General features: G+C 55.1%; 18 protein-coding genes. 12 read left to right on the plus strand and 6 right to left on the minus strand.

Annotation, left to right across the window (positions count from 1 at the left end; all coding sequences use genetic code 11):
• Positions 1-391 precede the first annotated feature (391 nt).
• The 5 genes from greB to JOE25_RS22800 all read left to right on the plus strand — a co-directional run bounded on the left by greB (position 392) and on the right by JOE25_RS22800 (position 6,853).
• Complete coding sequence (greB, locus tag JOE25_RS22780; protein WP_209639163.1) at positions 392-865, plus strand: transcription elongation factor GreB; 474 nt, start codon at positions 392-394, stop codon at positions 863-865.
• Between the two features lie 157 nt (positions 866-1,022).
• Complete coding sequence (locus JOE25_RS22785; RefSeq protein WP_209639165.1) at positions 1,023-3,353, plus strand: Tex family protein; 2,331 nt, start codon at positions 1,023-1,025, stop codon at positions 3,351-3,353.
• A 649-nt stretch (positions 3,354-4,002) separates the two neighbouring features.
• Positions 4,003-4,227 (plus strand): ferrous iron transporter A, encoded by a 225-nt coding sequence (gene feoA / locus JOE25_RS22790; protein ID WP_209639167.1) that lies wholly within the window; start codon positions 4,003-4,005, stop codon positions 4,225-4,227.
• A 71-nt stretch (positions 4,228-4,298) separates the two neighbouring features.
• The gene (gene feoB, locus JOE25_RS22795) at positions 4,299-6,614 is read left to right on the plus strand and encodes a Fe(2+) transporter permease subunit FeoB (RefSeq protein WP_209639170.1); all 2,316 of its coding nucleotides are present in this window, start codon (positions 4,299-4,301) and stop codon (positions 6,612-6,614) included.
• Positions 6,614-6,853, plus strand: a complete 240-nt coding sequence (locus JOE25_RS22800; protein ID WP_209639172.1) for a FeoC-like transcriptional regulator — start codon at positions 6,614-6,616, stop codon at positions 6,851-6,853. Before feoB ends, JOE25_RS22800 begins: the two co-directional genes overlap by 1 nt.
• 44 nt (positions 6,854-6,897) lie before the next feature.
• On the opposite strand, the gene JOE25_RS22805 is transcribed toward JOE25_RS22800, so the two are convergent.
• Both JOE25_RS22805 and bioH read right to left on the minus strand, forming a co-directional pair.
• Positions 6,898-7,182 carry a YdgH/BhsA/McbA-like domain containing protein gene (locus JOE25_RS22805; RefSeq protein WP_209639174.1) on the minus strand — a complete coding sequence of 95 codons (285 nt, stop codon included), beginning with the start codon at positions 7,180-7,182 and terminating at the stop codon, positions 6,898-6,900.
• Between the two features lie 246 nt (positions 7,183-7,428).
• Positions 7,429-8,223 (minus strand): pimeloyl-ACP methyl ester esterase BioH, encoded by a 795-nt coding sequence (bioH, locus tag JOE25_RS22810; protein WP_209639176.1) that lies wholly within the window; start codon positions 8,221-8,223, stop codon positions 7,429-7,431.
• Positions 8,224-8,264: 41 nt separating this feature from the next.
• Between bioH and gntX the strand changes: the two genes are divergently transcribed.
• Together gntX and nfuA are read left to right on the plus strand one after the other, a co-directional pair.
• Complete coding sequence (gntX, locus tag JOE25_RS22815) at positions 8,265-8,948, plus strand: DNA utilization protein GntX (protein WP_209639178.1); 684 nt, start codon at positions 8,265-8,267, stop codon at positions 8,946-8,948.
• A 67-nt stretch (positions 8,949-9,015) separates the two neighbouring features.
• Positions 9,016-9,591, plus strand: coding sequence for a Fe-S biogenesis protein NfuA (nfuA, locus tag JOE25_RS22820; protein ID WP_012147309.1), 576 nt, complete (start codon positions 9,016-9,018; stop codon positions 9,589-9,591).
• 188 nt (positions 9,592-9,779) lie between these two features.
• Here the strand turns inward: nfuA and malQ are convergent, their stop codons facing one another.
• Together malQ and malP are read right to left on the minus strand one after the other, a co-directional pair.
• Positions 9,780-11,870 carry a 4-alpha-glucanotransferase gene (malQ, locus tag JOE25_RS22825; protein ID WP_209639180.1) on the minus strand — a complete coding sequence of 697 codons (2,091 nt, stop codon included), beginning with the start codon at positions 11,868-11,870 and terminating at the stop codon, positions 9,780-9,782.
• 9 nt (positions 11,871-11,879) lie between these two features.
• Positions 11,880-14,285, minus strand: a complete 2,406-nt coding sequence (gene malP, locus JOE25_RS22830) for a maltodextrin phosphorylase (RefSeq protein WP_209639182.1) — start codon at positions 14,283-14,285, stop codon at positions 11,880-11,882.
• Between the two features lie 542 nt (positions 14,286-14,827).
• On the opposite strand from malP, the gene malT reads away from it, so the two are divergent.
• From malT to glpD, 5 genes are all read left to right on the plus strand, one after another.
• The gene (gene malT / locus JOE25_RS22835; RefSeq protein WP_209639184.1) at positions 14,828-17,542 is read left to right on the plus strand and encodes an HTH-type transcriptional regulator MalT; all 2,715 of its coding nucleotides are present in this window, start codon (positions 14,828-14,830) and stop codon (positions 17,540-17,542) included.
• An 83-nt stretch (positions 17,543-17,625) separates the two neighbouring features.
• Positions 17,626-17,952, plus strand: a complete 327-nt coding sequence (glpE, locus tag JOE25_RS22840) for a thiosulfate sulfurtransferase GlpE (RefSeq protein WP_020837374.1) — start codon at positions 17,626-17,628, stop codon at positions 17,950-17,952.
• Between the two features lie 163 nt (positions 17,953-18,115).
• Positions 18,116-18,952: a rhomboid family intramembrane serine protease GlpG gene (gene glpG / locus JOE25_RS22845; RefSeq protein WP_209639186.1), complete on the plus strand. Its 837-nt coding sequence runs from the start codon at positions 18,116-18,118 to the stop codon at positions 18,950-18,952.
• Between the two features lie 36 nt (positions 18,953-18,988).
• Positions 18,989-19,747, plus strand: a complete 759-nt coding sequence (locus JOE25_RS22850; protein ID WP_020837378.1) for a DeoR/GlpR family transcriptional regulator — start codon at positions 18,989-18,991, stop codon at positions 19,745-19,747.
• Between the two features lie 256 nt (positions 19,748-20,003).
• Positions 20,004-21,512: a glycerol-3-phosphate dehydrogenase gene (glpD, locus tag JOE25_RS22855; protein ID WP_209639188.1), complete on the plus strand. Its 1,509-nt coding sequence runs from the start codon at positions 20,004-20,006 to the stop codon at positions 21,510-21,512.
• Positions 21,513-21,554: 42 nt separating this feature from the next.
• On the opposite strand, the gene glgP is transcribed toward glpD, so the two are convergent.
• A complete protein-coding gene (gene glgP / locus JOE25_RS22860; RefSeq protein ID WP_209639190.1) occupies positions 21,555-24,002 on the minus strand; it encodes a glycogen phosphorylase in 2,448 nt (815 codons plus the stop codon).
• Between the two features lie 350 nt (positions 24,003-24,352).
• Positions 24,353-25,786, minus strand: a complete 1,434-nt coding sequence (glgA, locus tag JOE25_RS22865; protein WP_209639192.1) for a glycogen synthase GlgA — start codon at positions 25,784-25,786, stop codon at positions 24,353-24,355.
• Positions 25,787-25,827 lie beyond the last annotated feature (41 nt).

Here is a 25,827-nt window from a genome sequence, read left to right on the forward strand (position 1 = left end):
CCTGACGTGAATATTGTTAAAAAACCCTGTCATTTCGGACAGCGTTTAATGGTATATATTCTAGACGAAATTGTTACAAAGCTTATTCTTTTGCCCATTTATCAACAATTTTCATCAAAATGCCCGCGAAGGTTCGCCAAAATCCCGATGCTCATTGGTTAAATTTATGATCGCTGTCTCTTCGCCCAACGGGCACGCCCGGTATTTGATTCGCAGTGTAACTCAGCCGGCGCGATAAGAAACGCGAGCGCCAGCAATTTTGCGCACTGCGGATGGTTGAACTCACATTTCTTTATGCAACGGCAGCCTACAGCCCAGCGTGAGTTTGTGCGACACTCTGCCAACGCAATGACTCCCTTCCCTTTGATATGCTCATGAAGGCGGAAAAACGATGAGAACGCAGCTGATAACCCGTGAAGGTTATGACAAGCTAAAACAGGAACTGGATTTCCTCTGGCGCGAAGAACGGCCCGAAGTCACCAAGAAAGTGACCTGGGCAGCCAGCCTCGGCGACAGAAGTGAAAACGCCGATTATCAGTACAACAAGAAACGGCTGCGGGAAATCGACCGCCGGGTGCGTTACCTGACCAAATGCCTCGAGCAATTGAAGATTGTCGATTACTCACCGCAACAAGAAGGCAAAGTGTTCTTTGGCGCCTGGGTTGAAGTGGAAAACGAGGGCGGTGAAATTAAACGCTTCCGCATCGTCGGCTATGACGAGATTTTTGGTCGCCGCGATTACATCTCCATCGACTCACCCATGGCCCGCGCCTTATTGAAAAAAGAAGTGGGTGACGCTGCCACCGTCAACACCCCTGTGGGTGATGCATTGTGGTATGTGAACGAGATTGAGTACGTTAAATAAGATTTCAGTTTTATCCGAGCGGTCGCCCACCGCCGCAGTACAGGCCGCTTTGCGCGTCATGACTGCCGAGAGGCGGCCTGCTCCACTGGCATTTTCCCCGATCAATCCGTATAACTGTCCCCCTGTTTACTCACCGTTCTCAACAGATACCAGACTTATGAATGACCCACTGAGCCGCATTATTGCAACAGAACTGCAGGCCCGGCCGGAGCAAGTTGACTCCGCCATCCGTCTGCTGGATGAAGGTAATACCGTGCCTTTTATTGCACGCTATCGTAAGGAAGTCACCGGGGGTTTGGACGATACCCAACTGCGCCAGCTGGAAACCCGTCTGGGTTATCTGCGTGAACTGGAAGACCGCCGTCAGACCATCCTTAAATCGATCGACGAGCAGGGCAAACTGACCGAACAGCTGGCGGGGGCGATCACCGCCACGCAAAGCAAAACCGAACTCGAAGACCTTTACCTGCCCTACAAGCCCAAGCGCCGCACCCGTGGTCAGATCGCGATAGAGGCCGGTCTGGAGCCTTTAGCGGACACATTGTGGCAGGACCCTCAGCAGCAACCAGAACAACTGGCCGAAGGCTACGTTGACGCAGACAAAGGCGTTGCAGACGTGAAAGCCGCCCTCGACGGCGCGCGTTATATCCTGATGGAACGCTTTGCCGAAGATGCTGCATTGTTGGCCAAGGTGCGTAACTACTTGTGGAAACACGCACATCTGGTCTCCAAAGTGGTGGAAGGCAAGGAAGAGGCTGGCGCCAAGTTCCGCGACTACTTCGATCACCACGAACCTATTTCTCAGGTGCCGTCACACCGTGCGCTGGCGATGTTCCGTGGCCGCAACGAAGGTGTACTGCAACTGGCACTGAATGCCGATCCTCAGTTTGAAGAAGCCCCGCGCGAAAGCCAGGCGGAGCAAATCATCATCAGCCACCTCGATCTGCGCCTGAATAACGCCCCGGCGGATGCCTGGCGTAAAGCGGTGATCAACTGGACCTGGCGCATCAAGGTGCTGCTGCATCTGGAAACCGAACTGATGAGTACGGTGCGCGAACGTGCGGAAGACGAAGCGATCAACGTCTTCGCCCGTAACATGCATGATCTGCTGATGGCGGCACCTGCCGGCATGCGCGCCACCATGGGGCTGGATCCCGGCTTGCGTACCGGCGTAAAAGTCGCCGTCGTGGATGCGACCGGCAAGCTGGTCGCCACCGACACCGTCTACCCGCACACCGGTCAGGCCGCTAAAGCCGCCGCGATCGTCGCTGCACTGTGTATCAAACATAAAGTGGAGCTGGTTGCTATCGGTAACGGCACCGCATCACGCGAGACCGAGCGTTTCTACCTTGACCTGCAACAGCAGTTCAGCGAGGTCAAAGCACAAAAGGTGATCGTCAGTGAAGCTGGCGCTTCGGTGTACTCCGCTTCCGAGCTGGCGGCGCTGGAATTCCCTAACCTTGACGTTTCGCTGCGTGGTGCCGTCTCCATCGCCCGCCGTCTGCAAGATCCCCTCGCCGAACTGGTAAAAATCGACCCGAAATCCATCGGCGTCGGCCAGTATCAACACGATGTCAGCCAAAGCCAATTGGCGAAAAAGCTGGACTCCGTTGTTGAAGACTGTGTAAACGCCGTCGGTGTCGATCTGAATACTGCCTCCGTGCCGCTGCTGACCCGTGTGGCTGGCCTGACACGCATGATGGCGCAAAACATCGTTACCTGGCGTGATGAGAACGGCCGCTTCAGTAACCGTGAACAACTGTTAAAGGTCAGCCGCCTAGGGCCAAAAGCCTTTGAGCAGTGCGCTGGCTTCCTGCGCATCAACCACGGCGATAACCCGCTGGATGCCTCAACGGTTCACCCGGAAACCTACCCCGTGGTCGAACGCATTCTGGCCGCCACCCAGCAAGCGCTTCAAGATCTGATGGGCAACCCGGCTGCCGTACGTAACCTGAAAGCCGGCGACTTCACCGACGAGAAGTTCGGTGTGCCGACGGTAACCGACATCCTGAAAGAGCTGGAGAAGCCGGGCCGCGACCCGCGACCTGAATTCAAAACGGCGACCTTTGCCGACGGCGTTGAAACCCTCAATGACCTACAGCCGGGGATGATTCTGGAAGGTTCGGTCACTAACGTCACCAACTTCGGTGCCTTTGTCGATATTGGCGTTCACCAGGATGGCCTGGTGCACATCTCCTCACTGGCGGACAAGTTTGTCGAAGATCCACATACCGTGGTGAAAGCCGGCGACATCGTTAAAGTGAAGGTGATGGACGTTGACCTGCAGCGCAAACGTATCGCGCTGAGCATGCGTCTGGATGAGCAACCGGGCGAAGGGTCTCCGCGCCGGGGCGGCAATACCGCACCGGCCAAAGACAATGCAACCCGTGCACCGGCTAATAAGGCCAAGCCGCGTGGCGGCAACACACCTGCGGGCAACAGCGCAATGGGTGATGCATTGGCGGCAGCATTTGGCAAAAAAGGCTAAAGACGCCGCAAATTTGAACGACCAAAGGTACCAAGGGCGGAGTTAACTCCGCCCTTTCCCGCAAAAATATCCCCCAGCCTTTTTTGACCCGCCTCAATAAAGCTGCAATTTTTTTTGTTCTTCCCGGCGGGAATAATATTCGGGTGGATTACGCCATAAAAGAGTGGTGAATAGCCATTTGTTAACATCGTTATTAACACCGCGTTCTCATTTCAGTATTTCCCTGCGAAACACAAATGGTTACTGCTCGTATTCAGCCCGAGAAATGTTGCCAAATAAATACGGATTTTGACGCTGTCGGATCAAAGCTGCCGAATCTGTCGCTAATTTTTTCAAAGTAGAAAAAAACGCTGCAATTACGTAACTGATTTAACTCGCCATTCGCATTTGCACCCCACGAAACCGGGTGATAAAAGAGTCCTGCCAGGCAACCCTGAGCGCTAAATGTGATCGCTACAACCTTTGGTTACCAATACCCCTATTTTTTGTATTGAATACGATAATTATTCTCACTATTATTATTTTGCGTGTTCACTGCATAGCCTCATGGATTGAAAACGTCGGTAACCCTGTGTGGTTACTGCGGCATTTCCTTTAGAACGTTCTTTTATCATCACCAGCCCAATAACAAGGGCTCAGAGAAGGTTATATGCATCTTCTGCCTAAACGGTCATATAAGATTGCCGGCTTCGCTACTGACATTGGCCCCGCTTATCGCCAGAAACTTCTCTCACTCGGCATGCTACCGGGGTCGTCATTTGAGGTCGTCCGCGTCGCGCCATTGGGCGACCCGATAGAAATCAAAACTCGCCGCGTCAGCCTGGTGCTGCGTAGAAAGGATCTGGCCTTGATTCTGCTCGACGGCCAATCCTGATCCTGAGCCATTTTGCCTTGGCCATGCGCATCGCCTGGCCCAATTTCCATTGACTGATATCACGCTAAATTATGAAAAAACTCACTATTGGCTTAATAGGCAACCCCAACTCCGGTAAGACTACGCTGTTCAACCAGCTTACCGGGGCGCGCCAGCGGGTCGGTAACTGGGCAGGCGTGACGGTAGAGCGTAAAGAGGGCCTGTTCACTACACCACAGTCACAGGTCAAACTGGTTGATCTTCCCGGTACCTACTCTCTGACCACCATCTCGGAACAAACCTCACTCGATGAGCAAATCGCCTGCCACTACATTCTCAGTGGCGACGCCGATTTGCTGATCAACGTGGTCGATGCGTCCAACCTGGAGCGTAACCTGTACCTGACGCTGCAACTGTTGGAACTGGGTATTCCCTGCATTGTCGCGCTGAATATGTTGGATATCGCCCGAAGCCAAAAGATTGAGATTGATATCGCTGCGCTGTCTGCCCGCCTTGGCTGCCCAGTGGTACCGCTGGTGTCCACCAAAGCCGACGGCATTGGTGTGCTCAAGCAAATGATCGACAATCATCAGTTCAACGAATTAAAAGCGCTGGTGAACTACCCGCAGCTCCTGCTAAAAGAAGTGGCAACGCTGACCGATGCCATGCCGCAAACCCTTCCAAACGAGCAACGCCGTTGGTTGGCCCTGCAAATGCTGGAAGGCGATATCTACAGTCATACCTTAGCCGGTCCTGCGGCTGCACTGCTGCCGGCCGCTCGGCAGGCGCTCCAACAGCAACATCAGGAAGACCCGGCACTGGTAATAGCCGATGCGCGTTATCAGTCGATTGCCTCCCTGTGTGACGCGGTCAGCAACTCACAACACGCCATGCCAAACCGCCTGACCGAAGCATTGGACAAGGTGATCCTGAATCGCTGGCTGGGCGTGCCTATCTTCCTGCTGGTGATGTATTTGATGTTCCTGCTGGCGATTAACCTCGGCGGCGCCCTGCAGCCGATTTTCGATATCGGCTCGGCAGCGATCTTTATCCAGGGCATTCAATGGCTGGGTTACACCCTGCATTTCCCTGAATGGCTGACCATTTTCCTGGCTCAGGGCGTCGGCGGCGGTATCAACACCGTGCTGCCACTGGTGCCGCAAATCGGCATGATGTACCTGTTCCTGTCTTTCCTCGAGGATTCCGGCTATATGGCACGGGCGGCATTCGTGATGGACCGCTTGATGCAAGCGCTCGGGCTGCCGGGCAAATCTTTCGTCCCCCTGATTGTCGGCTTCGGCTGCAACGTGCCATCCATCATGGGTGCCCGTACGTTGGATGCGCAGCGGGAGCGTTTAATTACCATCATGATGGCCCCGTTCATGTCCTGCGGTGCCCGATTGGCGATCTTCGCCGTGTTTGCTGCCGCCTTCTTTGGTCAGGACGGCGCAGGCGTGGTGTTCTCACTGTACATGCTCGGCATTGTGGTCGCGATCCTTACCGGATTGGTGCTCAAATACACCATCATGCGTGGGGAAGCGTCTCCCTTCGTCATGGAACTGCCGGTTTACCATGTCCCACACTTGAAGAGCCTGCTATTGCAGACCTGGCAACGCCTGAAAGGCTTCGTGCTGCGCGCAGGTAAAGTGATCGTGATTGCCAGTATCTTCATTGGCGGCTTGAACAGCTTTTCGTTCAGCGGCAAGCCGGTAGATGACATCAATGATTCCGCGTTGGCGTCGGTATCCAAGGTGCTGACACCGCTGCTGCAGCCAATGGGCGTACATAACGATAACTGGCAGGCCACCGTCGGTCTGGTGACCGGTGCTATGGCAAAAGAAGTCGTGGTCGGCACATTGAACACCCTGTACACCGCCGAGCGCATCAATAATACCGAGTTTGATGCTGCTAACTTTAACCTGTTGGACGAACTGGGCGGTGCGGTGGAAACCACCTGGCAGGGTCTGAAAGACACGTTCAGCCTGAGCGTACTGTCCAACCCGATTGAGGCGAGTAAGGGTGACGGGGAAATGGACGTCGGTTCAATGGGGGTGATGAGCAGCAAATTCGGTTCCGGGGTTTCCGCCTACAGTTACCTGATTTTTGTGCTGTTGTACGTACCTTGCGTCTCGGTGATGGGAGCCATCGCCCGTGAGTCCAGCCGCGGTTGGATGACGTTCTCCATTCTCTGGGGGCTGAATATCGCCTACTCGTTGGCCACGCTATTTTATCAAACCGCCACTTTTGCCCAGCACCCGCAGTACAGCCTGACAGCAATCACCATTGTGGTGCTGTTCAATCTGTTGATCTTGTTTGGCCTGCGTCGCGCTCGCAGCCGGGTCACCGTGCGTCTGGGCAATGCTACCCCAGCGGCCTGTTGCCAGGGCAGCAAGGGTGACTGTCACTGATGGCAAGCCTGTTGCAGATCCGCGATGCCTTGGCGCTGCATGGCAGCGTGCAGGCACTGCAGCTAAGCCGCCAGTTGGCAACCCCATTGCCGCTGGTGCAGGCCATGCTGGAACGGTTAATGGCGATGGGTAAAGTGGAGCGTATTGAGCAAGATAACAGCGCCTGCCTAAGCGGCAGTTGCAAAAGCTGCCCGGAAGGCCAGGGGTGCAGTACGGTGGTGTACCGTCTGAAGAAGTGAAGATGGGGGCGCAGCACAAAGGCGCGCCCCTTCTTAATCAATCGTTATTTCTTGTCTTTGTACACGTCAGCGATAGCGCTGAACTTGCCGTGCTCACGACCTGCCAGAATAACGTAATATTGCCCACCTTTTTCATCAGCCAGTTTGGACAATTCCTCTTTCGCATCCATCGGCGACGTGGTTTGGGCGGTGGTGGTTACGGTACCCACTTTCTCGTATTTACCTGGGTTCTTGTCCAGATCTTCCTTGGTCAGCATGGTTGCTGCCAGGGTGCTGAAAGACACTGAACCCACAACCAACGCGGCAATAATCATTTTCAAAGATTTCATTACAATACCTCTCAATGGATAATTTATTTATTATGAAAGCCGTCCAGAGTAAATGCGTAATAACACCGGCTGCCGCGACATCTTCAGACCTCGTTGCTTTCCCTGACGAGAGCCGTTTTCCCAGAGACGAAACGTCAAAATGAAAAAACCGTGAGCGTTTTTTTCATTTTCCAGCCAACGCAGTTACCCCCCTAAGTATTGAACAGGTTTATTTTTTATCCACTAAGCGGCTCTTTTTTTAGCGCTTTATTGTGCGTTTTGGCGTCGGATCCCGTTTTCAGCCACAAAGGTGCAAATAATTTCTGCGAACTCATCAGGATGGGAAATAAATGGCGCATGGGCCGCTTTCGCAATGATGACAGAGGGCGAGTGCGGCCACATGACATCCAGCAAACCAGCGACTTTACGTGGCACCAACCCATCCAAATAACCGTAAATGCGTAGTAATGGGAGCGTCAACCCCGCCAGCGGCTCGCGAAAATCGGTGGTACGCAGCATCTCCAACCCGCCGTTCAGAACCTCAACGCCAGGCATCGGCTGGTCAAGCACCACAGACTTCAACAAGCGGGCATCCTGCCGCGCGCTTTCCGTACCCAGCGTTTGTAATGCCAAGAAACGCTCTACGGTACGCTGAAAATCTTGCCCCAGCTGATGCTGAAAACCACTCAACACGTCAGGGCGGATCCCTGGCCAGTCTTCCTGAGCCGCAAAGCATGGCGAAGACGCCACGGTAATCAGCCCACGTACCCGTTGCGGCTGCATGAGCGCAATCTGGCTGGCCACCAGCCCGCCGAGCGACCAGCCTAGCCACCAGGCATTTGCCGGGGCGGCAGCTAACAGGGTCTCTGCCATTTGCTCAAGCGACATAGCCCCAAAACCTTGGCTACGGCCATATCCAGGCAGATCAACCAGATGCAGGCGAAAATGCGGCGTCAGTCGCTCTAGCATGCAACTCCACACCTGCGCATTCAGCCCCCACCCGTGCAACAGCACAAGATCGCGATCCCCTTCACCTAGGGTTTGCCAGTACAACGCAGTCATCAGTTATTGTCCTTCATTCTCATCCGTCAGGGAGGACGGCTATGCTATCAATCCAAAGCCGTTGTTGGCTATGCCGACAACCACTACGCCTTCATTGTCACGGCATCTGCAGCTACTGCCTGCGTCATTTACCCACCAAACCGCTTTGCTGTCCACGTTGCGGCCTGCCTGCAGGTGACACCGTGCGGCCCTGCGGTCGCTGCCTGCAACAACCTCCCCCCTGGCAGTCACTGGTGTTCGTCGGCGACTATCAAGCCCCGCTGCGCCAGTTGATCGGAAAATTCAAGTTTCAACACACACCAGAACTGGCCCCGCTGTTGGCACGGCTAATATTACTAAACTGGCAGCAGGCACATCGAGAGCAATATCTGAACAGACCCGATGTCATTTTAGCTGTACCCTTACAGGCAAAACGTTGTTGGCAGCGCGGCTATAACCAGAGCGACCTGCTGGCACGGCCTTTGGCCTACTGGTTAGGGTGCGACTATCGCCCCGCGGCCCTGAGTCGGGTACGTAAAACCGCACCACAACAGCACCTAACGGCTCGTGTGCGGCGGCGCAATTTGCACGGTGCATTCCGCTGCAATGAACCCTTGATGGGTCGGCATGTTGCTTTGTTGGATGATGTGGTCACGACGGGCAGCACGGTGGCGGAAATCGCTAAGCTACTACAGCGGCAGGGCGTTGCATCAATACAGACCTGGTGCGTTTGCCGCACGTTGTAGTGCCACGGCAATGGGCGTATTATAACCTAGTATAGAAGTCAACTATTTGAACTAACGAGCTAATGCCATGATTCGTATAACAGATACTGCACAGGAACACTTTGCCAAACTATTGGCAAACCAAGAGGAAGGCACCCAAATCCGCGTATTCGTGATCAATCCGGGTACGCCTACGGCCGAATGCGGTGTCTCTTATTGCCCGCCGGACGCCGTTGAAGCGACAGACACCGAGCTGAAGTTCGAAAAACTGTCTGCCTATATCGACGAGCTGAGCAAACCGTATCTGGACGATGCCGAAATCGACTTCGTCACCGACCAATTGGGCTCCCAGTTAACACTGAAAGCGCCAAACGCCAAAATGCGCAAGGTTGATGACAATGCCCCGCTGATGGAGCGTGTTGAATACGTGCTGCAGTCACAGATTAACCCACAGCTGGCAGGCCACGGCGGCCGCGTGACGCTGATGGAAATCACCGACGACAGCTTGGCTATCCTGCAATTCGGCGGCGGTTGTAACGGGTGTTCCATGGTCGATGTGACCCTGAAGGAAGGCATCGAGAAAGAGCTGCTGCAGAAGTTCCCTGAACTGAAAGGCGTGCGCGATCTGACCGAACACCAGCGCGGCGAGCACTCCTATTACTGATACCCTTTTGACGTGAAGTTGCAGCGTTGTTGGCTAGGTGCGTCCCCCCAGTCACTTACGAAAGTAAGCTCCTGGGGATTGAGGCACTTGCCGCCTGGCTGCAACTCCAATTAATTCGGGTATCCCAACATTAAGGATAAGAATCATAGTGTTCAGATCTCATCTTTAATGCAATCTTGGACCCATGATTAGCCTACCGACACCTTACGCCGCCGCTTGTCCAAATCCTTAAGCAGTCGGTTAACCTGCTGATCGGCAAACATTTCCTCCAAAGTGTGCGTCAGTTTTCGCCGCCAGTTAGGGTATTGATCGCTGGTCCCGGGAATATTGACCGGGTCAGCCATGTCCAACCAATCTTCCGGCTGAAGCCCCAATAACGCGCTGGCACTGTCGGCAACATAGCGCTGCAAGCCCCGGTTAAGTAATGGGCTCATCTTCAACAATGCCGCCTTTTCACCCACCTTCAGCGGTACACAGCCATAGTGATGCAGCCCGTCCAACAACCCTTGCTTGGCACGTTCGCGATCGGCAAACAGCTCTTTCAAGACCTCGGCATCTGGATACAACCCCAGCGAGTTGCCAAGCTGCAGATCGCCACTTTGCCAATAGCCACGCAGCGTGGGCAGATCGTGCGTGGTGATGGTCGCCATGGCCTGCACAGGATAGGCCTGCGGCGCACGGAAGTGATTCTCACCGTCGCGTTCGAAATACAACACCTTATAGGAATAGACACCGCTGTCGCGCAGCTTGCCCACAATCTCAACCGGTACGGTGCCAAGGTCCTCACCAATCACCATGCAGCGATGGCGCTGGCTTTCCAGCGCCAATACCGCCAGTAAATCATCCACCGGGTATTTTACATAGGCACCGTGAACGGCGGTTTCACCATAAGGAATCCACCACAGACGCAGTAGCGCCATCACATGGTCGATACGCAACGCACCACAACTGGTCATATTGGCGCGCAACAGATCGATAAACGGCTGGTAGCCGCGCGCTGCCATTACGTGCGGGTCCATCGGTGGCAGGCCCCAGTTTTGTCCCAGTGGCCCCAAAATGTCCGGCGGCGCCCCGACAGAGGCTTTCAGGCAATACAGCTCACGCTCACACCAGGTTTCCGAGCCGCCTTCTGCCACGCCGACCGCCAAATCGCGGTACAAACCAATCGGCATGTGCTGTTGCTGGCTCTGACGAAAACAATCCGCAAACTGGCTGGCAGCCAGCCACTGCAACCACAGGTAGAAGGTTACCTGATCCTGCTGTTGCTGGCAGAACTGCTTAACTGCCGCGCTGTCCCCTTGCTGATAATGTTCCGGCCAGGCAGGCCAACCCCACAGACTCGTGTCTTCTGCGGCAAGATGGGCATGCAACGCGTCAAATGCAGCCTGCTGATACAGGCTGTCACCCCCCTCGATAACAAACTGTTCAAATGCCTGACGCAGTCCGTCACCGGCTTTACGCGTCTGGAAAAGCGGGAACGCCAACTTCAGCGCCGCCAGCTTCAACTGCGTTACCGTGCTGTAATCCACCAGCTTGCTGTTGCGCGCTTGGGCCAGCTTTTTTTGCGTGGCCGGCTTCAGCCACCATTTTTGTGCGGCGTCATTGCGCTGAAAATCCTCTACCGCGTTGACATCGATGTAGATCACGTTCAGCCAACGGCGCGATGACGGGCTGTACGGGCTGGCGCTGTCGGGGTTGGCAGGGTACAACGCGTGGATCGGATTCAGCCCGACAAAAGCGCCCCCCCGCTCCCCCACTTGCTCAACCATCTGCCGCAAATCGCCGAAATCGCCAATGCCCCAGTTACGATCGGATCGCAAGGTGTAAAGCTGGACACAGGCCCCCCACAGTTTTTTTCCGGTCAGCAAGGCATCGGGCTCAAAGCAGCGTTTCGGTGCCACAATCAATCGGCACTGCCACTGCTGTTCACCCTGTGTCAGCGTCAGCTGGTGATAACCCGTCGGTAACTCACCTGGCAGGGTAAATGTTTTGCGTGCGCTGGCACGCCCCTGTTGTTGACCGCCGTCCTCACGCTGTAACGCCCAGAGATATTCGCCACTGCCCGCGAGCGGTAACGCCACCGGCGCTCCTTCATAGAATACCTTCACCGCCGGAAGCGGCGTCATTACCGCTTCCAACGGGGCCGTACCCCGCCCCATTGCGTCTAGCAGTCTACGCTTGGTGTCCTCGTCAATTGCCTGTTGTTTACCATGAGCATTAATATAGTCAGCAGCGATACCCGCCTGAGCAGCCGCCTGATCGATGACCTTGCGATCCATTCACTCTCCTTAACGCTTGGCTTGCCAGATACGCTGCTGGTAGTCGCGGATCGAGCGATCCGAACTGAACATACCGACACGCGCGGTGTTAAGAATAGTACGTCGCGTCCATTCATCACGGTCACGGTAAAGTTCATCTACCTGCTGTTGAGCTTTGCAGTAAGAAGCAAAATCCGCCAGCACCAGATAAGGGTCCCCCCCTTCCAGCAGGCTGTGCAGCATCATGTCGAATGCATGCTTGTCGCCATGACTGAATGCACCACTCGCCAGTTCGTCCAGGATTGCCTTCAAATGCTTGTCTTTCTTACGGTAACTGAGCGGATCATAGCCTTTCGCCAGCAGCGCCTTCACCTGATCCACGGTATTGCCGAAGATAAAGATATTGTCTTCACCGACTTGCTCGGCGATTTCCACGTTAGCGCCATCCAACGTGCCAACCGTCAGCGCACCGTTCAACGCCAGCTTCATATTGCCGGTGCCTGAGGCTTCCTTGCCCGCGGTGGAGATCTGTTCAGAGATATCCGTAGCCGGGATCATCAGTTCAGCAACAGACACGCGGTAGTCAGGAATGAACGCCACTTTCAGCCGATCCTTCACCAGCGGATCGTTGTTGATCTTTTCCGCCGCCTGGTTGATCGCGTAAATGATGTTTTTCGCCAAATAGTAGCCCGGAGCCGCTTTGGCACCGAACAGGAACACGCGCGGCACAATATCCAGCTGCGGGTTATCACGCAGTTGACGGTACAGCGACAGAATGTGCAGCAGGTTCAGATGCTGGCGTTTATATTCATGCAGGCGTTTGATCTGCACGTCGAAGATGGCGTCCGGGTTCAGCTTCAGCCCCATGACGTCGTGCACGTAGTTAGCCAACACCACTTTGTTATCACGTTTGATCTGCTGATAACGCTGGCGGAACGCCGCATCATCGGCGTATTTCTCCAGCCCTTTCAGCGCGTCGAGATCGTTAGCCCACTCCACCTTCAGCGTTTCATCAATCAGCCCTGACAGCGCCGGGTTACACTGCTTCAGCCAGCGGCGTGGCGTAATGCCGTTAGTGACGTTATGGAATTTGTTCGGCCACAGTTGGTGGTATTCCGGGAACAGATCTTTCACCACCAGATCAGAGTGCAACTGCGCCACCCCATTGACCGCAAAACCACTGACGACACACAGGTTAGCCATACGCACCTGCTTATCATGGTGTACCGCCAGCTTGGCCCACACGGCGGCATCGCCCGGCCAGTGTTTATCCACCAGCTTTTTGAAATTGGCGTTGATCTGCTTAATGATGGAGAAATGGCGCGGCAGCAGGCTGCGTACCAATTTCTCATCCCAACATTCCAGCGCTTCAGGCATCAGAGTGTGGTTGGTGTAGGCGAACGTTTTGCTGGTAATTGCCCAGGCCGCATCCCAGTCCAACTGGTGCTCATCCAGCAAAATGCGCAGCATTTCCGGGATGGCGATGGTTGGGTGGGTATCGTTAAGCTGGATCACTTCGAATTTCGGCAGGTCTTCAATCTTGCGGCCCGCCAGATGGTGCTTACGCAGGATATCTGCCACCGAACAGGCGCATTGGAAGTATTGCTGCATCAAGCGCAGACGCTTGCCCGCCTGATGATTATCATTCGGGTACAGCACCTTCGTCAGTTTGGCCGCTTCTACACCCTGTTTCTCCGCCTGCAGGAATTTACCGTCGTTGAAGTCGCTGAGATCGAATGGATGCTGATGGGTTGCTTGCCACAGACGCAGGGGCTGAGACACGCCATTACGGAAGCCCAGTACCGGCAGATCCCAGGCTTCACCGCGCAGGGTAAACGCCGGGCGCCACAGTTCGCGGCCATCGGCCAGTTTTTCCAGTTTGCCGCCAATGCCGACATCGACGGATAACGCGGCATTGTGACGGAACCACGGGTAACTTTCCCGTTGCCAGTTATCCGGCGCTTCTTGTTGCTGCCCGCCGCTGAACGACTGACGGAACAGGCCATATTGGTAATTCAGCCCGTAACCGGTGGCCGGTTGCTCTACCGTTGCCATCGAATCCAGGAAACAGGCCGCTAAACGCCCCAGCCCACCATTGCCCAACGCCGGATCGGTTTCTTGCTCCAGCAGATCTGCCAGCTTGATATCCTGTTCCGCCAATGCCTGCTCGACGGTGTCATACCAGCCCAGGTTAATCAGGTTGTTGGCCGTCAAACGGCCAATCAGAAACTCCATCGAAATGTAGTTCACATGGCGTAGCGGCTTACTGCTTTTGCGCGGTGCCGGTTGCGCTGCCAACTGTTCGGCCAATGCGCGGCTTACCGCTTCCCACCATTGGTGCTGGGTCATCTGTTGTGCGGAACTGAGGCCAAACTGTTGCCACTGACGGGTCAGTGCCGCCAGAAAAGCATCCTTTTTAAGCGTAGGCTGTGACATAAGGAAAACTCTCTATCCAGTAAGTGGGTCAAATTACCGTTATCGTGCCGGGGAGAAAGCGTGAAGGCATCATCCCGCTTGGGGATTAGCTGGGGAGGAGGATTGGGGCGTAGCTAAAATTGTGATCTCAGGCACTTTTTGACTCCCTTGCATCATGCAAAAAAGCCCACCGACGAACGCGACGAGCACTGAGAATACGGTGAAAACTTGTTCAATAACGTTAGCATAGTTATTGCAGCGTCTGTAGTGTCGCACACACCCGGAAATGCTTTCCTGCACCTGCGTCACCAAACCGCGCCACTGCCCTGCGATTCGGCAAGGAATTGCCTGAAAACGTAAAAAAGTGTGATCAATAGCAATATAACTCCAAGCCAATGCTGAACCTTGTTGCAATACGTTTAACGTTGTCAGAACTTAGGAGGGGGATTAATTACGAGCCATAAAATAATTAACCCCCTCAGATCCCGGCAGGCGTAGTGATGACATAAACGCCATCGGGCAAGCCTCGGCGGCGGGCACCGCGATTTTCACTCTGGAATACTATGCTGATCCCATCGAAACTGAGCCGTCCGGTACGGCTGCAAAATACCGTGATCCGCGATCGCCTGTTGGCCAAATTAGCCAGCGCGGCCAACTATCGCCTGACATTGGTCAATTGCCCTGCGGGATACGGGAAAACGACGCTGGTCGCACAGTGGGCGGCCGGCAAGTCAGATTTAGGCTGGTATTCGCTGGATGAAAGCGACAACCAACCCGAGCGCTTCGCCAGCTACCTGATCGCAGCGTTGCAGCACGCCAGCGGTGGCCACTGTGTGAAGAGCGAGGCACTAAGCCAAAAGCATCAGTACGCCAGTTTGTCAGCGCTGTTCGCCCAGGTGTTTATTGAACTTTCTGATTGGCATCACCCCCTATACCTGGTGATTGACGACTACCACCTGATCACCAACGACGTCATCCACGAAGCCATGCGCTTCTTCCTGCGCCATCAACCAGAAAACCTGACGCTGATCCTGCTTTCGCGCACCCTGCCACCGCTCGGCATCGCCAACTTGCGCGTGCGCGATCAGTTATTGGAGATGGGCACGCAGCAATTGGCATTCACCCATCATGAAGCCAAGCAGTTCTTCGACTGCCGTCTGGTTGCCCCCATGGAACAGCAAGACAGCAGCCGCCTGTGTGATGAGGTCGAAGGCTGGGCCACTGCGCTGCAGCTGATTGCGCTGTCCGCACGGCAATCCACCTCTTCCGCACAGCAATCGGCCAAACGCCTGGCCGGGCTGAACGCCAGCCATCTGTCCGATTATCTTGTGGACGAAGTCCTGGATCACGTTGATGCCGATGCGCGTGCCTTCTTACTGCGTTGTTCGGTACTTCGCTCGATGAATGATGCGCTGATTGTGCGTCTGACCGGCGAAGACAACGGCCAGCAACGGTTAGAAGAGCTGGAGCGCCAGGGGCTGTTTATCCACCGCATGGACGATAGCGGTGAGTGGTTCTGCTTCCACCCTTTGTTCGCCACCTTCCTGCGTCAACGCTGCCAATGGGAGCTGGCGTTGGAATTACCGGGCCTGCACCGCGCCGCTGCCGAAGGTTGGCTGGCGCTGGGCTATCCGGCGGAGGCGATTCATCATGCACTGGCAGCCAGTGATGTCAGCATGCTGCGTGATATTCTGCTGCAACACGCATGGTCACTGTTCCACCACAGTGAATTGGCCCTGTTGGAAGAGTGTTTGAATGCACTGCCCTATGAGCGCTTGATCCAAAATCCTAAACTGGCGCTGCTGCAGGCCTGGTTGGCACAAAGCCAGCACCGTTATATCGAAGTGAACACGCTGCTGGAACGCGCAGAGCAAGCAATGCGCGAACAAAAAATTGACGTCGATCGCACCCTGCATGCCGAATTTGACGCCCTGCGTGCACAGGTCGCCATCAACGCAGGTAAGCCGGAAGAGGCCGAACGCTTGGCCACTGAAGCGCTGAAGTTCTTGCCGCTTTCCAGCTATTACAGCCGCATCGTCGCGACCTCGGTGACCGGCGAAGTCCATCATTGCAAGGGTGAGTTGGCCCGTGCGCTGCCGATGATGCAACAAACGGAACAAATGGCTCGGCGCCATCAGGCTTACCACTACGCACTGTGGGCGCTGTTGCAGCAAAGCGAGATCCTGATTGCTCAAGGTTTCCTGCAGGCCGCTTATGAAACACAGGACAAAGCCTTTGAACTGGTACGTGAACAGCATCTGGAACAGTTACCGATGCATGAGTTCCTGTTGCGCATTCGCGCGCAGATCCTGTGGTCATGGGCGCGCCTGGACGAAGCGGAAGATGCCGCTCGCGAAGGCCTAAAAATCCTGGCGAACTACCAGCCTCAGCAACAGTTGCAGTGTATCGCCATGCTGGCCAAGTGTTCGCTGGCGCGTGGCGATCTGGATAATGCCAATGCGCATATGCAACGGTGCGAAGTGCTGCTGCACGGCACCCAATACCACCGCGACTGGCTCACCAACGCGGACAAACCACGCGTGATCCACTGGCAGATGACCGGCGATACTGCCGCTGCGGCTCAATGGCTGCGCCAGACGGAAAAACCCGGTATGGCGGATAACCACTTTATGCAGGGCCAGTGGCGTAATATCGCGCGGGTGCAAATCATGCTGGGTCAGTATGAAGAAGCCGAAGTGGTGCTGGATGAACTCAACGAAAATGCCCGCCGCCTGCGGCTGGTCAGCGATTTAAACCGTAACCTGTTGCTCAGCAACCAGCTTTATTGGCAGATGGAGCGCAAAAGCGACGCGCAAAAGGTCCTGATGGAAGCTCTGTCATTGGCCAGCCGCACCGGCTTTATCAGCCACTTCGTCATTGAAGGCGAAGCGATGGCGCAACAACTACGCCAACTGATCCAACTCAATACGCTGCCGGAGTTGGAAAACCATCGCGCCCAGCGTATTCTGCGCGACATTAACCAGCATCATCGGCATAAGTTCGCGCATTTTGACGAGAATTTCGTCGATAAACTGCTGACCCATCCGCAGGTACCCGAACTGATCCGCACCAGCCCGCTGACGCAGCGTGAATGGCAGGTGTTGGGGCTGATTTATTCCGGTTACAGCAACGACCAAATCGCTGGCGAACTGGACGTGGCGGCCACCACCATCAAAACCCATATCCGCAATCTGTACCAGAAGCTGGGCGTGGCCCATCGTCAAGAGGCGGTGCAACAGGCGCAGCAACTGCTGAAGATGATGGGCTACGGCGCCTAAAAACCACATTAATGCTCTGGTCTTAATTGCCGCGAAATTGACTACAATGGCGGCATATTCATATTACGAGGCAGTCCGAAGTCATGGAACAGTTTGAAGCGATCAACGTTGAGCAGGCGCACAGCCGTTGGAAAGATGACAGCGCCGCCCTGGTCGACATCCGCGATCCGCAAAGTTTTGAAGCCGGGCACACGCCAGGCGCCTTTCACCTTACTAACGCCAGCCTGCAAACCTTTATGCAGCAGAACGACTTCGATCGTCCGGTGATGGTGATGTGCTATCACGGCAACAGCAGCCGCAGCGCGGCGCAATATCTGCTGCATCAAGGGTTTGATGCGGTGTACAGCATCGACGGCGGCTTTGAAGCCTGGGCTCGTCAGTATCCGCAGGACGTTGAAACCTCTGCCTAATTCTCCCCGCCGCCGGCGGGGTTCTTTCTCGCGTCGTTAGTGCGTGTTTTTGCTGGTTTTACGCAGATCCGTTGCCTGCGCTCAGGATTTCGACGGTATAATCAGCCGTCAACGCCGCCGGGGTAAACCGACGGCTAAAATCATCTCATTAAACGGAATACCTATGGTTCGAGTTATCGCCGTCTCCAATCCCCGCCTGGCGCAGGCCTTTGTCGATTACATGGCGACACAACACATTGAGCTTAGGGTGCACAATACTGACGAAGCGGCAGAAATCTGGCTGGCTGACGACAGCCATCTGGAGCAAGTACAGCACGAACTCCAGCAGTTCCTGGTCGATCCGCTCAATAGTCGCTATCGGGCGGCCAGTTGGCAGGCCGGAAGTACCAACGCCGAACTCCACTATCAGGGCTATTCCTATCTGCAAACGCTGTACAGCAAAGCCGGGCCACTGACGTTGAGTGTGATGGTGCTGTGCATTGCGGTGTATATCCTGATGCAAATACTGGGTGACGACACCGTGATGTACTGGCTGTCCTGGCCACAAGACAGCAGCCAATACCTGCAATTGTGGCGCTGGGTCAGCCACGCCTTCCTGCATTTCTCACTGCTGCATATTACCTTTAACCTGATGTGGTGGTGGTATCTCGGTGGTCCGATGGAAAAACGTCTCGGTGCCGGCAAACTGTTCGTACTGGCGGTGGTTTCGGCCTTCTTCAGCGGCTGGGCGCAGTCGCTGTTCAGCGGAGCCCTGTTCGGTGGCCTGTCCGGCGTGGTCTACGCGTTGATGGGTTACTGCTGGCTCAGCGGGGAGCGGGCACCGGAACGTGGCCTGATGCTGCCGCGCGGCCTGATGGTGTTTTCCGTTCTGTGGCTGGTGGCCGGGTATTTCGATATTTTAGGAATGTCGATCGCTAACGCGGCACACGTTGCCGGTTTAGTGTTAGGGTTATTGATGGCATTTTGGGACACGCGTCATCGCGCGCACAACGAACAATAACAGCCAGGTACAAGCCGGGCGTTTTAGGGGATTACCGTGAAGCAAACACAGCGTCATGACGCAATTATCGAGCTGGTGCGCCTGCAAGGTTATGTCAGTACGGAAGAACTGGTCGAACATTTTGACGTCAGCCCGCAAACGATTCGCCGTGACTTGAATGACCTGGCCGATCAAAACAAAATCCAGCGTCACCACGGTGGTGCGGCGTTGCCTTCCAGCTCAGTTAACGCCGCCTATAACGATCGCAAGGTGATGTGGTCGGAACAGAAAGCGCGTATCGCCCAACGCGTCGCCAGTCAAATCCCTGACGGCGCCACGCTGTTTATCGACATCGGCACAACCCCGGAAGCCGTGGCTCATGCGCTGATGAATCACAAGAACCTGCGCGTGGTAACCAACAACCTGAACGTCGCCACCCTGCTGACCGCCAAAGAAGATTTCCGTCTGATCCTGGCTGGCGGTGAAGTACGTACGCGTGATGGGGGCATCATGGGCGAAGCCACGCTGGATTTTATCTCTCAATTCCGTCTCGATTACGGCATTCTGGGCATCAGCGGCATCGATATGGATGGCTCACTGCTTGAATTCGACTATCACGAAGTGCGCACCAAACGCGCAATTATCGAAAACTCGCGCTGCGTCATGCTGGTGACCGACCACTCCAAATTCGGCCGTAATGCCATGGTTAACCTCGGCAATATGAACCTGATCGACTACCTGTTTACCGATCAACTGCCGCCGCCAAGCGTGATGAAAATCATCGAACAGTACGATGTGCAGCTGGAGTTGTGCTGAGTCTTTTACCGTTCATTTAACCCCACTCCGCCCCGCCAGACCTGCCGTTATAGACAGGGTTCAGCCTGCTGAACCCTGCAGTTCCAGAACGAAAATACCCCTTCACTTTGTATAACTACCATCATCAAACTGTTACCTCTATCACGCCTAAATGTTTTTGTTTGGTTAAGTCTTGGCTTGTTTGTTGGTTTTTGATTACAATCATGAGCGAAAACGAACATGAAAGAGCTATTTCGAACATCTGGAGGAAGTTGACGTGGAAACCAAAGACTTGATCGTTATCGGTGGCGGCATCAACGGTGCCGGCATCGCGGCGGATGCTGCCGGGCGCGGCCTGTCCGTTCTGCTGCTGGAAGCGCAAGACTTGGCCTGTGCTACGTCTTCCGCCAGTTCCAAACTGATCCACGGTGGCCTGCGCTACCTGGAGCATTACGAATTCCGTCTGGTGAGCGAGGCGCTGGCCGAACGTGAAGTGCTGTTAAAACTGGCACCGCATATTGCCTTCCCAATGCGCTTCCGCCTGCCGCATCAGCCTCACCTGCGCCCAGCCTGGATGATCCGCATCGGCCTGTTCCTGTACGATCACCTGGGTAAACGCACCAGCCTGCCAGGCAGCAAGGGGTTGCGCTTTGGACCAGAATCGGTGCTGAAGCCAGAATTGAAGCGCGGTTTCGAATATTCTGACTGCTGGGTCGACGATGCTCGCCTGGTGGTACTCAACGCCCAGGAAGTCGAAAAACGTGGCGGTGAAGTCCGTACCCGTACCAAGGTGACCCGCGCATGGCGTGAAAACGGTCTGTGGATGGTGGAAGCGGTTGACGTCGACAGCGGTAAAACCTTCACCTGGCGTGCCAAGGGCCTGGTGAATGCCACTGGCCCATGGGTGAAACACTTCTTCGATGATGGCCTGAAGCTGAAATCCCCTTACGGTATCCGCTTGATCAAAGGCAGTCACATCGTGGTACCGCGTGTGCATGACCAGCCGCAGTCCTATATTCTGCAGAACGAAGACCACCGTATCGTCTTTGTCATCCCATGGAACGATGAGTTCTCCATCATCGGTACCACCGACGTGGAATATCATGGCGATCCAAAAGACGTGAAGATCGACGATAACGAAATCAACTATCTGCTGAAAGTGTATAACGACCACTTTAAGAAGCAGTTGGGCCGTGACGATATCGTCTGGACCTACTCCGGCGTACGCCCGCTGTGCGATGACGAGTCAGACTCGCCACAGGCCGTTACCCGTGACTACACGCTGGACGTGCATGACGAACAAGGTAAAGCCCCACTGCTGTCCGTGTTCGGTGGCAAGCTGACGACCTACCGCAAGCTGGCAGAGCATGCGATGGAAAAACTGGCACACTACTACCCTGGCTGCGGCCCGGCATGGACCAAAAACGGTTCACTGCCAGGTGGCGACATCGGTGGCGATCGCGACAGCTACGCGGCGAAACTGCGTCGTGAACACAGCTGGTTACCTGAGTCATTGGCTCGCCGCTATGCACGCACCTACGGCAGCCACAGCGAGCTGATTTTGGCCGATGCCAAAAACCTCAGCGATCTGGGGGAAGAATTCGGCCACGGCTTGTACGAAGCTGAACTGCGCTACCTGATCGACAAAGAGTGGGTGGTGGAATTGGAAGATGCTATCTGGCGTCGTACCAAATTAGGTATGTGGTTGGATGAAGCACAGCAGGCACGGGTCAAAACCTGGCTGGCGGAACACGCGAAAGCGAAAACGCTGTCTCTGGCATCGTAAATCGCTGAACGTAAAAAGGGCCGGATATCCGGCCCTTTTGCATTACAGCTTGATGGGTTTGATGTTCCAGATTTCGTCTGCGTATTCCTGAATGGTACGGTCGGACGAGAAGTAGCCCATATTGGCAATATTCAATATCGCTCGCCGCGTCCAGTCATCCTGATTGCGATACACCTCATCCACCTTATCCTGCGTATCGACATAGCTGCGGTAATCGGCCAGCAGTTGGTAGTGATCGCCCAGGTTCACCAGCGAATCAAACAGATTACTGTAGCGCTTTGGCTCTTCCGGGCTGAAAGCCCCGGTGGCAATCTGGGTCAACGCCTGATGCAACTCGGGATCCTGCTCATAGTAAAGATGCGGGTTGTAACCGTTGCGTCGCAGCTCCTCGACCTGCTCGGCGGTGTTGCCGAAGATAAAGATATTCTCCTCACCCACGTGCTCCAGCATCTCGACATTGGCACCGTCCAGCGTACCTATGGTCAGCGCACCATTGAGAGCGAACTTCATATTACTGGTGCCTGACGCCTCGGTGCCCGCCAGCGAGATCTGTTCAGAAAGATCCGCCGCCGGAATGATCATCTGCGCCAAACTGACACCGTAGTTCGGGATAAACACCACTTTCAGTTGGGTATGCACCCGCGGATCGTTGTTGATCACCTTGGCCACGTCGTTGATCAGGCGGATGATCTGTTTGGCGGCGTAATAAGCCGACGCCGCCTTACCGGCAAAGATCACCACCCTCGGTACCCGTTCAGTTTCCGGATCCTCCAGCAGCCGGTTATACAGCGTGATCACATGCAACACGTTGAGCAGTTGCCGTTTGTATTCGTGAATGCGCTTAATCTGTACATCGAATAACGCATCTGGGTTGACCACCACATTCAGCGTTTTGGCGATGTAAGTCGCCAGTCGCTCCTTGTTCTTTCGCTTGGCAGCCTGCACCGCCTGCAAGAAGCTCGGGTAATCAACATTCGCCTTGATCTCACTCAGCTGGCTGAGATCGGTGCGCCAGGTCTGGCCAATGCTGTCATCCAGCACGGCGGACAGCGGCGGGTTAGCCAACCCAAGCCAACGGCGTGGTGTTACCCCATTGGTTTTATTGCAGAAGCGATCGGGGAAGATACGGGCGAAGTCGGCAAACAGTGACTGCACCATCAGTTCGGAATGCAGCGCGGACACACCGTTAACCTTATGGCTGGCCACCACCGCCAGCCAAGCCATACGCACCCGGCGGCCATTGGTTTCATCAATGATCGACACGCGTGCCAGTAATTCATTGTCGTCCGGTATCACCTCCTGCACGTGTTTAAGGAAGTGATCGTTGATCTCGAAAATCAGCTGCAGGTGACGCGGCAAAATCCGGCCGATCATATCCAGCGGCCAGGTTTCCAGCGCTTCGCTCATCAGCGTGTGGTTGGTATAGGAGAATACCTGCTCCACCACCGCCCAGGCATCAAGCCAGCTAAATTTATGCTCGTCGATTAACCGGTGCATCAGTTCCGGGATAGACAACACCGGGTGAGTGTCATTCAGGTGAATGGCAATCTTATCGACCAGGTTATCGAAGGTTTTGTGCATCAACCAGTGGCGGTTGAGAATATCCTGCACCGTGGCCGACACCAGGAAATACTCCTGTCGCAGGCGAAGCTCGCGCCCGGAAGAGGTTGAGTCGTCCGGGTACAGTACGCGTGATACGTTTTCCGAGTGGTTTTTATCCTCCACCGCCGCAAAGTAATCGCCCTGATTAAATTTGCCCAGGTTGATTTCATTACTGGCCTGCGCACTCCACAGCCGCAGGGTGTTGGTAGCATCGGTATCAAAACCGGGGATTACCTGATCGTAAGCGGTAGCAATGATCTCTTCGGTTTCCACCCACCGCGCCTTGGCACCCTCTTGTTGGATCCGACCGCCAAAACGCACCTTATAACGGGTATTATGGCGTGGGAATTCCCATGGATTACCGTATTCCAGCCAATAGTCTGGCGATTCCATTTGCTGGCCATTGACGATATTTTGTTTGAACATCCCATATTCATAGCGAATGCCGTAGCCACGCCCCGGCAATGCCAACGTTGCCAGCGAATCAAGAAAACACGCGGCCAGACGCCCCAGCCCACCGTTGCCCAGACCCGGATCGTTCTCTTCCTCCAGCAAGTCACTCAGACTCAGCCCCATCTCATTGAGTGCATCGTCGATATCCTGATAAATTCCCATCGACAGCAGGGCGTTGGACAACGTGCGGCCAATCAGAAATTCCATCGACAGGTAATACACCTGACGCACATCCTGTGAAAGTTGTGCACGGTTAGAGCGTAACCAACGTTCCACCATACGGTCGCGCACCGCGAACAGCACGGCGTTCAGCCAATCATGCTGGTTGGCGATAGCCGGGTCCTTGCCGACAATAAACATCAACTTATAAGCGATGGAGTGTTTCAGCGCTTCAACACTGACCGTGGGTGAGGTGTAACTAATCGGTGAAGTCATAGCTTTTCGATCCCAAGTTCGTGACTGCCCGTCGCCTTTCAAACCACAGCCGTGTTACCTGCACTCAGTTACGTGGCCCATCCGTGGGCCACACCCCTTAAGGGGCCGCTGCAAGCAGCGTTCAAATCTGTTCCCGACAGATTTGACACCCCAGTGACTGACTAAAGTAAGTATCTGGGGATGAGTAAGCTGGCCACCTGGCTGCAATTTGAAATTCATAGGGCATTACAATAGGTGTTGATATACCCAAAATAATTGGCGCTGCATCAAGGCGGCAAGGGAACTTATCCCGAATCACTTACACGGGTAAGTGATTCGGGTAAGTGAATGCAGCCAACACTGAGGTAACGTCAAATATGACGGGAATAAAGCGACAAATATTCCTTTGCCGCGACTTGCCAGCCAAAATCCACGCTCATCGCGTGGCGCTGGACGTGACGCCAATGCTTAGGTCTACTCCACAGCACCATGGCGCGCCGAATGGCGTTGCCCAGTGCGGCGGCATCACAATCATCAAAGACAAATCCGCTGGCGCTGCCATCGGCCAGATTCTCCAGCGCGCAATCGACCACCGTGTCCGCCAATCCACCGGTGCGGCGCACCAGCGGCAGCGTGCCGTATTTCAGGCCATAGAGTTGGGTCAGCCCGCAGGGTTCGAAGCGACTGGGCACCATGATCACATCCGCTCCGCCGATAATGCGATGTGAAAAGGCCTCATGGTAGCCAATCTGAACGCCGACCTGTTCCGGGTAGTCCGCGGCGGCAGCCAAAAACGCCTGCTGCAACACCGCATCACCGGCCCCTAACAGCGCCAATTGGCCGCCTTGCTCCAGCAGTGCAGGCAGCGCTTCCAATACCAGATCCAGCCCTTTTTGGCTGGTGAGACGGCTCACTACCGCAAACACCGGCAGCGACTCGTCCACCTTCAGGCCCATGGCTTTTTGCAGGTGCAGCTTGTTCTTGGCTTTGTTTTTCAAATTGTCGGCGTCATAGCGGGCGGTCAGGCGCGGATCGTGGGACGGGTCCCAAATCTTGTCATCCACGCCATTGAGAATGCCGCTCAACCGCCCTTGCCGCTGGCGTTCTTGTAATAACCCTTCCATGCCGTAGCCGAACTCCGGTCGGGTAATCTCACGCGCGTACGTTGGGCTAACGGCAGTGATGTGATCGGCGTAATACAAGCCTGCTTTCAGGAATGACATCTGGCCGTAAAACTCCAGACCGTAAACATTGTAGAACGATGGCGGTAGCCACAATTCCGGTACGTGGTGGGCGGAAAACAGCCCCTGATAGGCCAGATTGTGCACGGTAAAAATGGAACGTGCAGGGTGGCCGTTAGCCGCCAGATAGGCGCAGGCCAGCCCGGCGTGCCAGTCATGAGCATGCACCACCTGCGGGCGCCAGTAGCGATCCAGCCCCTTAGCCAGTTCACAGGCTATCCAGCCCAGCAGGGCAAAACGCCGATGGTTATCGGAATAGGCATTCATGGATTGGTCGTGATATGGGCTGCCCGGCCGCTCGTACAGCCAAGGGGCATCAATCAGGTAGATGCCCACACCGTGGTAGGTACCGTAACGCAGGCCAACGCGACCGGCGAACGAATCGATCTCCGCCACCAGCACCGAATCCGGTATGCCGTTGCGCACGTCAGGAAAAGCGGGCAATAACACCCGAACATCGCCGCCTTCGGCGATCTGAGCCGCCGGTAATGCGCCAACCACGTCTGCGAGCCCTCCGGTTTTCAACAGGGGGAACATTTCAGAACATACGTGTAAAACCTGCATTATCACTCCTGAGAATCGGCTAAATTACTCTGGAAAAGCAG

It is taken from the genome of Serratia sp. PL17, from assembly GCF_017832355.1.
Lineage (GTDB): Bacteria > Pseudomonadota > Gammaproteobacteria > Enterobacterales > Enterobacteriaceae > Serratia.